Source organism: Gordonia sp. p3-SID1431 (genome assembly GCF_025143765.1).
In the GTDB taxonomy this organism is placed as follows: domain Bacteria; phylum Actinomycetota; class Actinomycetes; order Mycobacteriales; family Mycobacteriaceae; genus Gordonia; species Gordonia hongkongensis.
In genome coordinates this window covers 16,994-31,819 of sequence record NZ_JAMBDT010000059.1, presented here as the reverse complement: position 1 = coordinate 31,819, position 14,826 = coordinate 16,994, and the positions used below count along the sequence as shown (strand labels likewise).

Annotated in this window: 12 protein-coding genes; all 12 read right to left on the bottom strand. The window is 70.8% G+C overall.

All coding sequences use genetic code 11. From position 1 onward, the window contains the following. Positions 1 to 1,257: bifunctional ADP-dependent NAD(P)H-hydrate dehydratase/NAD(P)H-hydrate epimerase (locus M4D77_RS15185; RefSeq protein ID WP_259936593.1), on the bottom strand; the 1,257-nt coding region annotated here is incomplete at its 3' end. Positions 1,258 to 1,266: 9 nt separating this feature from the next. Then, positions 1,267 to 3,129 carry a glutamine--fructose-6-phosphate transaminase (isomerizing) gene (glmS, locus tag M4D77_RS15180; RefSeq protein WP_259936592.1) on the bottom strand — a complete coding sequence of 621 codons (1,863 nt, stop codon included), beginning with the start codon at positions 3,127 to 3,129 and terminating at the stop codon, positions 1,267 to 1,269. Between the two features lie 100 nt (positions 3,130 to 3,229). After that, on the bottom strand, positions 3,230 to 4,219 hold the full coding sequence (locus M4D77_RS15175) for an alpha/beta hydrolase (RefSeq protein ID WP_065629907.1): 990 nt from the start codon (positions 4,217 to 4,219) through the stop codon (positions 3,230 to 3,232). Positions 4,220 to 4,229: 10 nt separating this feature from the next. After that, the gene (locus M4D77_RS15170) at positions 4,230 to 4,490 is read right to left on the bottom strand and encodes a hypothetical protein (protein ID WP_137809238.1); all 261 of its coding nucleotides are present in this window, start codon (positions 4,488 to 4,490) and stop codon (positions 4,230 to 4,232) included. Continuing rightward, the gene (locus tag M4D77_RS15165; protein WP_259936591.1) at positions 4,487 to 5,614 is read right to left on the bottom strand and encodes a hypothetical protein; all 1,128 of its coding nucleotides are present in this window, start codon (positions 5,612 to 5,614) and stop codon (positions 4,487 to 4,489) included. The genes M4D77_RS15170 and M4D77_RS15165 overlap by 4 nt, the downstream gene beginning before the upstream one ends. Then, positions 5,611 to 5,991, bottom strand: coding sequence for a hypothetical protein (locus tag M4D77_RS15160; protein ID WP_259936590.1), 381 nt, complete (start codon positions 5,989 to 5,991; stop codon positions 5,611 to 5,613). The genes M4D77_RS15165 and M4D77_RS15160 overlap by 4 nt, the downstream gene beginning before the upstream one ends. 164 nt (positions 5,992 to 6,155) lie before the next feature. Beyond that, positions 6,156 to 6,860 (bottom strand): HAD family hydrolase, encoded by a 705-nt coding sequence (locus M4D77_RS15155; protein WP_259936589.1) that lies wholly within the window; start codon positions 6,858 to 6,860, stop codon positions 6,156 to 6,158. Continuing rightward, entirely contained in the window at positions 6,857 to 8,203 is a 1,347-nt protein-coding gene (gene glmM / locus M4D77_RS15150; RefSeq protein ID WP_226512896.1) for a phosphoglucosamine mutase, read from the bottom strand. Before glmM ends, M4D77_RS15155 begins: the two co-directional genes overlap by 4 nt. A gap of 2 nt (positions 8,204 to 8,205) precedes the next feature. Continuing rightward, positions 8,206 to 8,727, bottom strand: coding sequence for a 30S ribosomal protein S9 (rpsI, locus tag M4D77_RS15145; protein WP_065629913.1), 522 nt, complete (start codon positions 8,725 to 8,727; stop codon positions 8,206 to 8,208). Beyond that, positions 8,724 to 9,167 carry a 50S ribosomal protein L13 gene (rplM, locus tag M4D77_RS15140; RefSeq protein ID WP_058250710.1) on the bottom strand — a complete coding sequence of 148 codons (444 nt, stop codon included), beginning with the start codon at positions 9,165 to 9,167 and terminating at the stop codon, positions 8,724 to 8,726. Before rplM ends, rpsI begins: the two co-directional genes overlap by 4 nt. A gap of 177 nt (positions 9,168 to 9,344) precedes the next feature. Continuing rightward, complete coding sequence (locus M4D77_RS15135; RefSeq protein ID WP_058250711.1) at positions 9,345 to 10,691, bottom strand: type VII secretion-associated protein; 1,347 nt, start codon at positions 10,689 to 10,691, stop codon at positions 9,345 to 9,347. 16 nt (positions 10,692 to 10,707) lie between these two features. Further along, complete coding sequence (gene eccCa, locus M4D77_RS15130; protein ID WP_259936588.1) at positions 10,708 to 14,787, bottom strand: type VII secretion protein EccCa; 4,080 nt, start codon at positions 14,785 to 14,787, stop codon at positions 10,708 to 10,710. Between the last annotated feature and the right edge of the window lie 39 nt (positions 14,788 to 14,826).

Sequence of the window (14,826 nt, the reverse complement as noted above, 5' to 3'; positions counted from 1 at the left end):
CAGGACGTCGCCGGCCCCGGCGGTCGCGGCCCACGACGACGCGGCGTCGTTGCCCAGGACGTGACCCGTCGGGTCGGCGACCAGCGTGATCCGTCCCTTCAGCAGCACCGCGACCCCCCACCGTGCAGCGAGACCGGAGACGGCGGTCAGACGGTCGGCGCCCAGTTCGGCACCAGTCAAGCGGGCGAATTCGCCGGCGTGCGGGGTCAGCAGCGTCGGTGCCGTCCGCCCGTCGACGAGCCCGGGTTCGCGGGCGATCAGGGTGAGCGCGTCGGCGTCGGCCAGGACCGGCAGATCGGTGTCCAGGACGGTGCGCAGGGTCATCGCCGCCGCGTCGTCGGTACCCATGCCGGGGCCGAGGACCCACGCCTGCACGCGTCCGGCACCGTCGAGGTCGGGCGTGGCGACGACCTCCGGCCACTGCGCCACCACCTCGGCGTGGGCGGAGCCGACGAACCGGGTCATCCCGGAGGTCGCGGTCACCGCCGCGCCGGTGGCGAGGACGGCCGCGCCGGGGTACCGATGCGAACCGGCGATCACCCCGACCACCCCCTGCGTGTACTTGTCGTCCCCGGGACCCGGTGTCGGCCAGTCGATCTCGTCGTCGGTCAAGGTGGCGAGCGCCGAATCGGCGGGGTCACCGAGGCCGGCGTCATCGAGGCCGATGTCGACGAGGACGACCCGCCCGCACTGTGGGGCGGCGAGCAGGTGCGCGCGGCGACGGACGCCGAAGGTGACGGTGATGTCGGCACGGACTGCCGGGTCGTGGACCTCACCGGTGTCGGCGTCGACGCCCGACGGCAGGTCGACCGCGACGACGGTGGTCTCCGGACCGAGCGCCGCGAAGACCTCGGCGGCGTTCGCCCGCAGCGGCCCCCGGCCACCGAGTCCGACCACGCCGTCGACGATCACCTCGAGGCCGTCGGGTAGCCGCTCGCCGATCCGTCCGCCGGCGGCGCGGAATGCCCGCAGCCCGGCGGCGTGGGCGCGGTCCGGGGCGAGCAGGACCGCGTCGACCCGCACGCCGCGGCGGCACAGCTCGGCACCGGCGAACAGCGCGTCGCCGCCGTTGTCCCCCGCACCGACGACCAGCCCGACCGACCGTCCATAACATCCGCCGGTCCGGCTCAGCTCTGCCGCGATCACCTGGGCGACGCCGTGCGACGCCCGGCGCATCAGGACGCCGTCGCTGAGCAGGTTCCCCGTCGCCCGCTCGGCGGCGCGGACCTCATCGGCCGTCAGGTACCGGATCGGCATGGGGAACTGCTATTCGACGGTCACCGACTTGGCCAGGTTCCGCGGTTTGTCGACGTCGTAACCACGGGCCTGCGCGACGCTCGCCGCGAACACCTGCAGCGGCACGGTCGACACCAGCGGTTGCAGGAGCGTCGGCGTCTTCGGGATGGGGATGAACTCGTCGGCGACGGCACGGGCGGCCGCGTCGTCGGGCTCGGCGATGACGATCGTGCGGGCTCCGCGGGCCTGGATCTCGCGGATGTTGCTGACCATCTTCGAGTGCAGCACGGCGCGGCCGTCCGGCGAGGGCATGACCGTGATCACCGGGAGCCCGTCCTCGATCAGCGCGATCGGCCCGTGCTTGAGCTCGCCGGCCGCGAACCCCTCGGCGTGCATGTACGCGAGTTCCTTGAGTTTGAGAGCGCCCTCGAGCGCCACCGGATACCCGACATGCCGGCCGATGAACAGCACCGTGTTGTGGTGCGCCAGCGAACGCGCCAGCCCCCGGACCGGCTCCATCGTGTCCAGCACCTGCGCGACCGAGTCGGTCATCGCCTCGATGGCCGCGAACTCGCGGGCGACCTCGTCGGCGTACTTCGTGCCGCGTGCCTGCGCCAGGGCGAGCCCCACGAGATAGGCGGCGACGATCTGCGCGAGGAAGCACTTCGTCGATGCGACGCCGATCTCGGGGCCCGCGTGGGTGTAGAGAACCGCGTCGGATTCCCGAGGGATCTGTGCCCCGTTGGTGTTGCAGATCGCGAGGACGCGCGCCTTCTGGTCCTTCGCGTGCCGGACCGCCTCGAGCGTGTCGGCGGTCTCACCGGACTGCGAGATGGCCACCACCAGCGTCGACCGGTCGAGAACCGGGTCGCGGTAGCGGAACTCACTGGCGAGTTCGATCTCGACCGGGAGGCGCGTCCAGTGCTCGATCGCGTACTTGGCGAGCAGCCCGGCGTGGTAGGCGGTGCCGCAGGCCACCACGAACACCTTGTCGACGTCGCGCAGATCGTCGTCGGTCAGGCGTTGCTCGTCGAGCACGATGCGACCGTTCTGCAGATGCCCGAGGAGGGTGTCGGCGATCGCGCGCGGCTGCTCGGCGATCTCCTTGAGCATGAAGAAGTCGTAGCCGCCCTTCTCCGCGGCCGCGAGATCCCAGTCGATGTGGAACGGCTTGCCGTCCCGGGCGTTCTCGTCGAAGTCGGTGACCGTGTACGAGTCGGCGGTGATCACCACGACCTCGTCCTGGCCGAGCTCGACCGCGTCCCGGGTGTGTTCGATGAAGGCCGTGACGTCCGACGCGAGGAACATCTCGCCCTGCCCGACACCCACCACGAGCGGGGTCGACCGCCGCGCGGCGACGATGGTGTCCGCGTGGTCGGCATGGGTGAACACGAGCGTGAACGCACCTTCGAGGCGACGCAGCGCCGCATACGCGCTTGCCACGAAGTCGCCGGCGGTCGGCCCGAACGCGTAGTACTTCGACACGAGGTGCACGGCGGTCTCGGTGTCGGTCTCGGACACGAACTCGATGCCGTCGTCCTCGAGTTCGGCGCGTAGCTCGGCGTAGTTCTCGATGATGCCGTTGTGGACGACGGCGAGCTTGCCGTCGTCACTGGCGTGCGGATGCGCGTTCCGATCGGTCGGCTTGCCGTGTGTGGCCCACCGCGTGTGTCCGATGCCGGTCGTGCCCGACAGCGACTCGCGACCGACCGCGGCGATCTGCTTCTCGAGGTTCTCCAGCCGGAGTGCCTTCTTCTGGATCGCGGTGCTTCCCTCGCCGTCGAGGATCGCGACGCCCGCCGAGTCGTACCCGCGGTATTCCATCCGCCGCAACGCGTCGACGACGATGTCCAGGGCATCGCGCCGCCCCACGTATCCCACGATTCCACACATAGCTAGTCAGGGTACCTGCGGACGCGCGGGCGGCAGCGCGGCGCGTCGGGTGCCGAGCGGGGGTCACAGCAGGCCGCCGTCGGGTGCCGCGGCACGGACGTCACTCGATGGTGTCGGGCACCACCGCGTTCGGGGCCCGGGACGGCACCGGACTCGCCGCACGGCGGCGTTTGCGCTCTTTCGCGCCGAGCAACTTGGCGATCTTGTCCTGGATCTCCGGCGGATCGTCGAGGTCCACCGCGGGCACCTTGCCGAGCTCGGTGTCGGCGTCGGCGAAGGCCTCGTACCGGCTGTCGTCGTCGAGGGTGTGCAGCAGGAATCCCGTGGTCAGGGCGCGTGCGGCGGTGTGCGTCTTCTTGTCGGCGCCGTTGCCGCCGAGGAGTGATTTGATCGACCGGTGCTCGATCAGCCCGCGGGACGTCGCGGCCGGCGGGGTACGCAGCACCACACCGGGACGGGGATCGGCGGCCGACTCCGACCCGTACGCCTGTGCCAGGGGCAGGGCGTTGCCGTCGATGGTGTCGAGTTCGCCGATCGCCGACACGATGAGTCCCGGAGCACTCACCCGGCGGGCCGCGGGCAGGAGTTGCGCAGTCGTCGGCGCCGGGAACAGTGCGACCACCCCCCGGGCCGGCGGTTGCGGCTGACCGTGCAGCACGCCCTCCGACGCGGCCAATACCGCTGCGGCGGCACCGAAGCCGTGGCCGGCGAACCCGATCTTGCGCGGGTCGACGGTGATCTCGCCGAAGCCGAGCGGGACCCGGGTCACGATCGACAGCGCTGAACGGAGCTGGGCGGCCATCGTGTCGTCGGACGCGAGCAGGCCTCGCTGACCCGCCGGGACGGCGACGACGATGCCCCAGGACGCGAGGTGGTGGCACAGGTCGCGGTAGCGCTCGACCGACGTCATCCACCCGTGCCCGAACGCGATGGCGGGGAGCCGTTCGCCCTCGGCGGGAGTGAACACGACACCCGGGGTCCCGACGATCCCGAGGTCGCCGCGCAACACGCGATGGGGGCCGCGTCGGGCGAGCGCCTTCATCAGCTTCGCGGGCGACTGCGTCGGCTTCTGCTGCTTCTTGCCTGGCACAGCAGACAGCCTATGTGTTGCGCGGCGGCAGATGGGGACTGGCGTCGGCCACGTCGGCCGGCAACATGATGCCCGGGGTGGCGTCCGCGGCGTCGGCGGCGTTCTCGAGGTCGTCCCGGAGTTGCTGCGTCTCCGACCGCACCGCGTTGCGGCGATGCTCGTCCATGGCGAGTTCGAGGTCCCGCTGTCGAGCGGAGAACACGTGCGACGCCTCCGCGACGCCGGCGGTCGCGGTGCGGGCGAGGGCCTCGATCTGGTCGGCGAGGTTCACTGGTCACCCGCCAGCGCCAGATCACCCGACGATCGGTCCGGCGATGCCTCCGGTTCCGGCCCCGACCGATTCTGTTCCGACCGATTCGGTTCCGCGGCTTCGGTTTCGGCGACCACCCCGGTTGCCGCCTCGACGGTGGCCGAGGCCGTCGGCCCCGACGCGACGGGCGCGTCGTGTCCCTCGGCGCCGCCCAGCCGGAACGGGACGTCGACGCCGTCGTCGCGGGATGCGCGCGCCGACTCGTCGGGCTCCGACGACCGTACGGTCGCCGGGGGCTCGGACGCGGCGACCCCTGACATCGACGCCGTGGGCTCAGATCGTGCCGCGGCGGTCGCCGCCCCGGTTTCCGCCGGCCGGGCATCGGTGGTCGATTCGGCCATCCAGGTCTCGGGTCCCGGTGCGGGCGCGGCGACGGTCTGCGCCGGTGCCGCCGCGGACGGTGATCCCGGCGACACGACCGGGACGGCGCCCGGGGGCCCGGCGTCGACCGGATAAGCCTCGTCGTCGATGCCGTCGACGGACCGGTTCAGGAGGTCGAGGATTCCGGCGATCCCGCGGGTCGTCGTCTCGAGCGAGGTGCTGAACAGGGCCAGCCGGGACGAGATGTCCTCGACCGCCACCCCGATCGGCACGCGACCGGTGAGCACCGCCTGCGGCAGTTCCGCCGGCGGCACCCCGGCCGCGGTCGGTGCCGACAACCGGGCGACGGCCAGATAGAAGGTGCGCAGCAGGCGGTCGATGCCCGACGCCGCGGCCGAGGTGGCGTCGGTGAGCGTGCGCAGGATGTGCAGATCCGATTCGGCGCGACGCTGATGGTCGATGACCGTCGTGAGGGCGACGGCCGCGGACTCGCTGTTCCAGCCGTCGTCGAGGCGGACCTGCTGTTCGGGGAGATGGTGGAGTTGTTCGGACACGGCCCGGTGCGCCGACACCAGGGCGCGGCTGTCCGCGGACAAGGCCGCGATGTCGAATCCGTCGACCACGCGGAGTCCGTTGCGGAGGGTGGCATCGTCGGGGGCGGCGACCCCCATCAGACGCCCGGCCGGCACGAGTTCGATCAACGTCTCGACGCCACCCCGGGCGTCGGACCTCAGCACCGACAGCGAGTCCACGCCTCGTCTCACCGGCCGTCCACCCCCGAGGGCGGCAGCGCTCGCGAGATCTCGCCCGCCACGCGCCGATCCCCGTCCGCCATGGTCAGCGCACTGTTGCGGAGAGTGTCCGCGAGCGCCGCAGCGGCCGTGGCCTGCACCCGTAACCGGCGCGACAGGGTCGCGCTCATCTCGGCGTACGCCGCGGCCGACGGCCCGAAGGCGACCGTGTTCTCGTCTCCTGCGATCGACTCCCGAGCCCAGGTCCCGAAGTCGTGTGCGGCCAGATCGTCGGCGACCGCCGACAACACCAGCGAGGATCTGCGGTAGTAACCCGACACCTCGGACACCTGGGCGGTGTCCATCGAGATCGGGCGCGACCCGACACCGTCCGCACCGTCGCCGTTCATGTCACCCCTCCCCGACCCGCGTCCGCCAGTTCACCGCGATCCTCCGAGCGGCCCTGCATTCTTGGACGCACGGCAGCGGCCGCCGGTTCCCGGGACTTCTCCGGACACGCAGGAAATTGTCGCGTACGAAGGGGCGAGGCGCCAGTGCGCCATCAGGCGAGCGGTCAGTCCCGCAGTTCGATGCCGTGCGAGGTCACGGCGTCGAGCAGAGCGGTGGGCCGGTCCGCGGCCGGGACGTCGTGGACCAGCGCGAACGCGCAGCCGAGGGCGCGCGCCCCGCCGTCGGCGGTCTCGCTGTCCCCGACCATCAGCACCTCGTCGGCCGGCACACCCAGCGGGTCGAGCGCGGCGTGGAAGATCCGGGGGTCGGGTTTGATCGCCCCGACCTCGTACGACAGCGCGAACGCGGCGACGAGGTCCTCGACGCCGTGCAGAGCCAGGACCTTGCGCAGGTCGAAGGCGATGTTGCTGACGATGCCGACCGGAACCCCTGCCGCACCGAGCTTCTGCAGCACCGCGACGGTGTCGGCGAACGGAACCCACGAGGACGGGTCGAGCACCCGGTTGTAGAGAGCGTTCGCGTGGTCGGCATTGCTCATCCCGACCGTGCGCAGCAACGCCAGGTAACCGGTCCGATGCAGCGCCGGGTCGAGATCACGACGTTCCCAGGCATCCTGGTCGGCACCGACGACGCCGTCGGGCAGACCGACGGGTGCGACCATGCGCCGGATGATGTCCGCCTGACGGTCGCGGTCGAACTCGGCACCGGTGTCGTCGCGCAGGTCGGCGAACCACTCGTCGCGCGCCTCGAAGCGGAACAGGGTGCCGGAGAAGTCGAACAGGACCGCGCGCGGTGCCCCACCGGTCATGCCCCGGCCCCCTGTACGACGTCGGCCAGACGGCCGGCCACCGCCAGCGCCTGATCGGCGGTCGCGGCTTCGACCATCACGCGGACGAGCTGCTCGGTTCCCGACGGGCGCAGCAGGACGCGACCGGTCTCCCCCAGTTCGGCTTCGGCGGCCACGACCGCTTCTTTCACCGATTGTGATTGGGCCACTGCGTGTTTGTCGCCCACGCGCACGTTGATGAGCTCCTGCGGCAGCACCGTCACGATGCCGGCCAGGTCAGCGAGCCGCGTCGACGTGGCGGCCATCCGCGCCATCAGCATCAGCCCGGTCAGGATGCCGTCACCCGTCGTGCCCGAACCCGGGACGACGATGTGACCGGACTGTTCCCCGCCGATCGAATAACCGCCCCGCCGCAGTTCCTCGAGGACGTACCGGTCCCCGACCCCGGTGGTGTGCACGGTGATCCCGGCCTCGCGCATGGCGATGTGCAGTCCGAGATTGCTCATGACGGTCGCGACGAGCACATCGTCGTGGAGCTTGCCCTGGTCTTTCAAAGACGTCGCCAGCACGGCCATGATGGCATCGCCGTCGACGATCTGACCCGTGGAATCGACTGCGAGACAACGGTCTGCGTCACCGTCGTGAGCGAGTCCGAGGTCGGCTCCGTGCTCGAGCACGGCCGCCTGCAACTTGTCCATGTGCGTGGACCCGCAGTCGGCGTTGATGTTGAGGCCGTCCGGCTCGGCGTGGATCGCGATGACCGTCGCCCCGGCGTCGGCGTAGGCCTGCGGAGCGAGCTCCGACGCCGCGCCGTGCGCGCAGTCGACGACCACGGTCAATCCGTCGAGGCGGGTGTCGACGGCCTGTGCGAGGTGGCGCCGGTAGCGGTCGCCGGCGTCCGGCGCAGCGACGATCCGACCCACCGCAGCCCCGATCGGGCGGATGAACTCACCGTCCATGGCGGCTTCGATGCGGTCCTCGACGGCGTCGTCGAGCTTGTGCCCGCCGCCGGAGAAGAACTTGATCCCGTTGTCGGGCATGGGGTTGTGCGACGCGGAGATCATCACGCCGAGGTCGGCGTGGTAGTCCGCGGTCAGGAATGCGACCGCCGGGGTCGGCACGGTGCCGACACAGATGGCGTCGACTCCGGTGGCGGCGAGCCCCGCACACACCGCGGCTTCCAGCATCTCGCCGGATGCGCGCGGATCACGTCCGACGACCGCGCGCGGACGCCGGTGCGACTCGGTCGCCGAACTCTCTGCGAAAACGACCGCGGCGGCCGAGGCCAGGCGCAACGCGAGCTCGGGGGTGAGCTCGTCGTTGGCCAGGCCTCGGACGCCGTCGGTTCCGAAAAGGCGTGCCAAGATCAGCGCTTGGAGTACTGCGACGCCTTGCGGGCCTTCTTGAGGCCGTACTTCTTGCGCTCGACCGCACGCGGGTCACGGGTGAGGAAGCCGGCCTTCTTCAGGGCGGGACGATCCTCCGGGGTGACCTCGATGAGCGCACGCGCGATGGCGAGACGCAGCGCGCCGGCCTGGCCCGAGGGGCCACCGCCGACGAGCTTGGCGTAGATGTCGAACGACTCGGTGCGCTCGACGGTGACCAGCGGGGCCTTGATCAGCTGCTGGTGCACCTTGTTGGGGAAGTAGTCCTCCAGCGACCGGCCGTTGAGGGTGAACTCACCGGAACCCGGCGCCAGGCGAACGCGGACGACGGCCTCCTTGCGGCGGCCGACGGTCTGGATCGGACGGTCGATGACGACCGGCTCGCGGACCTCTTCGACCACAGCGGCGTCGTAGTCGTCAGCGGCGACCTCGACGGCCTCCACGACCTCGACGGCAGCCTCGTCGACGGCCTCGACGGCGTCGTTGATGTTCTCGTTGCTCACTGGGCCACCTGCTTGATCTCGAAGGGGACGGGGCGCTGGGCCGCGTGCGGATGGTTCGGGCCGGCGTAGACCTTCAGCTTCGAGGCCATGGCGCGGCCGAGCTTGGTCGACGGCAGCATGCCCTTGACGGCCTTCTCGATGACCCGCTCGGGGTAGGTCGCGAGCAGCTCGGTGGTGGTGCGGGACTTCAGGCCACCGGGGTGCCCCGAGTGGGTGTAGTTCAGCTTGCGATCAGCCTTGTTGCTGGTCAGCGCGACCTTTTCCGCGTTGATGATGACGACGAAGTCGCCGCCGTCCATGTGCGGGGCGTAGGTCGGCTTGTGCTTGCCGCGAAGCAGGTTCGCGACCTGCACGGCCAGCCGGCCGAGCACCACGTTCTCGGCGTCGATGACATGCCACGTACGCGTGATGTCACCGGCCTTCGGGGTGTAGGTAGGCACAGTTGTCCTCAACTCTTGTCGAATGGATGCTGGTCGGGTGCACGGCAGAGATTGTTCCCGGCGACCAGTGGGGACCCGGGCCTCCGCTGACCTGGACACACAGCTGTGCGCCAGGCGCCGAGCACCAGCGATCCAGGCTACGCGACCGCGCTGGTCAGGGTCAAAACGGACTCGGCCTCACGACGACGGCGACACCCGGACCGACCGCACCGCCGCCGCGCACTCGTCGTCGGCGGATTCGGCCGCGGTACCCGCCTGACAGCCGATCGAGACCTGCAGACCATCGTCGACCACGACGTACCAGCGGATCGCGCCGCCCGAGGCCGGTGACTCGCGGTAGCCGATCACGTCCCGCCCGCCGAACCGGGTGGCGGCGGAGAACTCGGTGACGACGTCGTCGCCGCGCTGCTCGATCCGGTTGCGCAGGCTCCCCGCGACCGATTCCCGGGTGGAGCCGGCGCGCACCTCGGTGAGGACGGCGATGATGCGCCGGCCGTCGTCGGGATCGACGAACACCGCGCGAGTGGTCGAGGGGTCGTCGGCCGAACCGCTCGGGGTCCGCTGTTCGGACTGCCGCCAGTCGCCGGGCACCGCCAGCGTCGCACGCCCGAGGCCGACCTCCGTCGACGCCGCGTCCGGTGCGGTGCCGCGCTGCCAGAGTCCCACCCCGATCGCACCGCTCACGACCAGGATCGCCATCACCGCCGCGGCGAGCAGCGTCCCCGACCGGCGCCGGGTGGCGCCGACCGGGAGCGAGGGTCCGGGATCGGCGCCCGGGGCCATCGTGTCCTCGTCCGCACCGCCGGTGCGGTGGCCGAGCCGGACCACGAGCTCGCGGTCGACGGCGACCACGCGTCCCGCGACCGCGTGCCCGGCGATGACGCCGATCGCCGCGGACACCTCGTCCGGGCGGTCCCCGTCGACGAACACCGCCTCGACCGAGTCGTCGATGACGTCGAGGCCGTCCGCGTTCGACGAGGAGCGCGGCGCACGGTCGGCACCGGGACGAATGAGCCCGGAGCGCTCGATCACCCAGCCGTCCGGACCGCGCCCGACGATCTGCACGTCCCACCACGCCGGTCGCGGGTGGCCGGGATCGGCGGGCGGCCGCGGGAGATGCGTGGTCTCGACGACGGCGCACCGCCGCACGGTGAGATCGGCGTGACTGCGCGCGACGAGCACCGCCCGCGGTAGGAGTGCCACCGGCGCGCGGCCGTCGCCGAGGTCGGCGAGCGTCGATGCCCGACGGGGTCCCCAGGTGCTCGGGTGCCCGACGACGAGGGGTCGGCCCGCGGGCAAGTCGAGGCCGGCGAAGACCCGTCGCCACACCTGGCGCAGGTGTTCGCGCCGACCGTCGGCCACGACACTCATCTGGTCCACCGACTCGAGCAGCGGCCGCACATCGCGATCCACCCGGCGCAGCCCGCGCTCCGGGTCATGGACCAGCGGCGTCCCGAACGCGAGATCGACCACCGTCGGACGGTTCCCGTCGCCGATCGGTTGCACCTCGCCCGGCTGTGTCATCCGGCCCGACCCACCCCTAGTCGCCGATCGGGAGATGGGCGACCTGGATCATCTCCTGCGGCCGGACGCGCGACACCAGTTCGCCGCGGCCGGGCACCAGCGTCTGCAGCCTCGACCGGCCGGTGATGAATCCCTCGTCCCGGTCGCCGCTCATCAGCAGGATGTCCGACGACAGGTCCTTGAGGCGCGCGATCAGCGGATCGAACATCGCCCGACCGAGGCCGCCGGAACGTCGGGCGAGCACGATGTGCAGCCCGATGTCGCGCGCATGGGAAGCCAGTTCGACGATCGGCAGCATCGGATTGCCGGTCGAGGTGACGACCATGTCGTAGTCGTCGACCACCACGTACACCTCGGGCTGGCCCTCGAGCCAGGTGCGGTCCCGCAGTTGCTGGACCGTCACGTCCTCAGGCGGCATCCGGTTCTTCAGATACGCCGCCAGCTCCGTCATCATCGACGCCGCGCGGTCGGGCGAACTCGCGTAGCCGGCAAGATGATCGCCGTCGATGATCCCCAGCATCGTGCGGCGGTAGTCGACGAAGACGATGCGCACCTGCTCGGGTGTGGCACCCGCGACCAGCCCGGTGACGATCGTCCGCAGCAGGTTGGTCTTGCCGTGCTCGACGTCGGCGAACGCCATGAAATGCGGTTGGGCGGTGAAATCGAGCACCACCGGGGCGAGTTCGAGCTCGCCGACACCGATAGCCACCTGATTGGGTGCCAGCGTCAGCCCGGCGGCGGCAACCGCGCGCTGCACCGATGCGTAGTCGATCGCGGTGCTCAGCTTGCGCACGGCCATCGCCGAGCGGCCCGGATAGGCGGCGGTGAGCTTCTCGACCGACTGGGCGACGCCCGCGGGCAACGACTCGGCGCTGCTGACGGAATCGAGCCGCGGCAGCGCGATCAGCATGTGCAGCTCCTGCCCGGTCAGGCCGCGGCCGGGTCGGTTCTGCGGGACCAGCGCGGCGGCGCGACGACCCATGTCGGAATCCATCGGGTCGCCCAGCCGCAGCTCGATCCGGGTACCCATGAGATCGCGGACCGCCGGGCGCACCTCGGCCCATCGGGACGCGGTGACCATGACGTGGACGCCGTAGCTCAACCCCTGGGCCACGATCGCGGTGATCTGTTCCTCGAGCGATTCCAGTTCGGTCCGCAGCACGTTCATCCCGTCGAGGACGAGGAACACGTCGCCGAACCGGTCCTGCGCCAGCGGGTCCGACGCCGGCGAGGTGACGCCGGACCGGAACCACGCTTCCCGGCGGGACCGGTAGTCGCGCATCGACTCGATGCCCAGCCGGGTGAACAGCAGTTCGCGCGACCGGACCACGGCCGCCACCTCGGCGACCGTACGGCGGACCGCGTCCATGTCGCCGCGCGAGGCGACCGAGCCGACATGCGGGAGCCCGGCGAGACCGGCCAGACTGCCGCCGCCGAAGTCCAGACAGTAGAACTGCACCTGTTCGGGCGTGTGGGACGCGGCAGCCGACATGATGATCGTGCGCAGCGTCGTCGACTTGCCCGACTGCGGACCGCCGACCACCGCCACGTTGCCCGCGGCCCCCGCGAGGTCGATGACGAGCGGGTCGCGTCGCTGGTCGTAGGGCCGATCGACGACGCCGATCGGAACGGTGAGACTCCCCGGCACCGCCGGGTGGGACCAGTCCCGCTCGCCGAGAAGATGTTCCACGGTGGGCGAATCGTCCAGCGGCGGCAGCCACACGCGGTGGGCCGGCGGGCCCGCGTGCTCCATGCGTTCGACGATGGTCTCCATGAGCGTGGGCACCTGCGCCGAGACCGGCTCGAACTCGGTGGGCGCCTCGGGTGCCGGCGGTTCCTCGTCGAGCAGGCTCTCGGCCTGGTCGAGCAGCGAACGCGACGCACCCTCGTCCAGCGGCACCGGAAGTGCGGTGAACACCTTGAGGTTTCCGCGACGCGACGACGCCGTGGTCGTCGGATCGACTGACTCGGTGACCGTCGGCGAGTAGTAGGCCCCCGACACGTAGGAGGTGTTGAATCTGATCGGGTCCGCCGAGTCGCATTTGAGGTACGCCGAACCCGGGACGCTCGGCAGGTGATAGGCGTCGGGAACACCGAGAACCGAGCGGGACTCGTTGGCGGAGAACGTTTTCAGTCCGATCCGATAGGACAGGTGCGAGTCCAGGCCACGCAGTTTGCCCTCTTCCAGACGCTGCGAGGCGAGCAGCAGATGGATGTGCAGCGAGCGGCCCAGACGACCGATCGCGACGAACAGTTCGGCGAAATCGGGCTTCTGCGAGAGCAGTTCGGAGAACTCGTCGACGACGATGAACAGTGCCGGCAGCGGATCGAGGCGCACCCCCGAGGCGCGGGCGCGCTCGTAGTCGGCGACGTTCGCGTAGTTGCCCGCCGCCCGCAACACCTCCTGGCGCCGGTTCATCTCGCCCGAGAGCGCGTCCTTCATCCGGTCGACCATCGAGAGTTCCTGCTCGAGGTTCGTGATGATCGCTGCGACGTGCGGCGCGGATTCCAGGCCCAGGAACGTCGCGCCGCCCTTGAAGTCGACGAGCACGAGATTCAGCTCCGACGGCGAATGAGTCGCCAGCATCGCCAGGACCAGCGTGCGCAGGAACTCCGACTTCCCCGATCCGGTGGCGCCGATGCACAGCCCGTGCGGACCCATGCCGCCGTGCGCGCTCTCCTTGATGTCGATCTCCACGGGCGCGCCCGTCGGCGTGTAACCGATCGGCACGCGCAGGCGCTCCCGGCCGGTACGACCGCGCCAGGCCGTCGCCGGATCGAAGCGTGCGGCGTCGTCGATGCCCAGCAGCGCGGGCAGGCCGGGGTCGGCCGAGGTCGCCTCGGACTCGAGGTGGGCCAACGTCGCCGCGGTGGCCAGCCGGTAGCGCGCCATGCGCCGGGCGATCGCCTCCGCCTCGGGAATCGTCAGCGAGTCCATGTCGGCGAACTCCTCGACGCCGGCGGCACTGCGCGCGGAGACCTTGCCCCCGCGCACGACGAGTTGCAGCCCGCGCCGCACCGCGAGACCGTCCGGCGGCGCGGTCAGGTCGAGGATCGTGACGCCTTCCATGCCGGCGTCGTTGATGATCCGCTCGTCGCCGGCGACGTAACCGTCGTCGATGATCACCACGAGGTGTGCGCGATTGGCGTTCGGCGGCGCCGAGCGGCTGAACCGGCCGCGCTCGAGGAGGTCCGCGGCCATCGAGTTCTCGAGGTCCGCCAGCGTCGGATAGATCATCCGCATCGCCCCGACGCCGTCGCGCAGCGTCGGATGTCCCACGTGCGGAAGCCATTTCGCCCAGTCCCAGGCCTCCCCCGCCGGATCACCGGTCACGATGCCGATGTGCAGGTGATCGGGACCGTGGAACGCACACAGCTCCACGACCATCGACCGGATGAGTTCGCGGGTCTCCTGCCGCGCACCCTCGATGTTGATGGCGGGGAAGCCGCGCAGCGAGATCGAGGTGGGCAGGCGGTACACCGCGGAGTGCGTCCGCACGAACCGGCGCAGGGCCACCATCGACACCGGCTCGATGTCCTCGAGGGGCCCGGTCTCCGGCGGCATGAGCCGCGTGGCGAGTCGCTGGACGCCCACCCCGACGCGCACATGGGCGAAGTCGGCGTCGCTGGGGCGGCGTTCCCACATTCGCCTGCTGCCGATCACGTCGAGCAGCGCACGCGGGTCCGGGTGGCTCCAGGTGCGTGCCGCGCGCTGGTTGTCGACGGTCTCGAAGACCTGGCCGCGCAGCTGGCCGAGATAGCGGAAGTAGTCCTTGCGATCCTCGTTGAGTTCTCCGGCGCGTTTGCCCCCGCCTCGGCCGCCGGCGGCGAACATGCCGAACATCGACATCAGCATCATCAGCGGGAACATCATGAACAGCGGGTTGGTCAGGATGTTGCGCCCACCGGTGACGACCATCAGTGCCACCATGCCGACGACGGCGACGACCATCACCACCGGCAGCAGTTTCATCAGGAGGCCGCCGGGCACCACCCGCGGCACATCCGGCGGCGCCTGGATGTTGACCTCGCCTCCGGGCGTGCGTGGGGGCGTGATGCGCGGGCGACGCACAAAGCCCTCCGTCGTCGTGACCACACGTCCCCCCTGACATGTCGCGCTGTGTATCCCCGGGCG

Bases quoted from the DNA above. Each gene is read 5' to 3' on its own strand.
- glmS (WP_259936592.1), bottom strand. From the start codon at position 3,129: ATGTGTGGAATCGTGGGATACGTGGGGCGGCGCGATGCCCTGGACATC.
- M4D77_RS15160 (WP_259936590.1), bottom strand. From the start codon at position 5,991: ATGAACGGCGACGGTGCGGACGGTGTCGGGTCGCGCCCGATCTCGATG.
- M4D77_RS15155 (WP_259936589.1), bottom strand. From the start codon at position 6,860: ATGACCGGTGGGGCACCGCGCGCGGTCCTGTTCGACTTCTCCGGCACC.
- M4D77_RS15135 (WP_058250711.1), bottom strand. From the start codon at position 10,691: ATGACACAGCCGGGCGAGGTGCAACCGATCGGCGACGGGAACCGTCCG.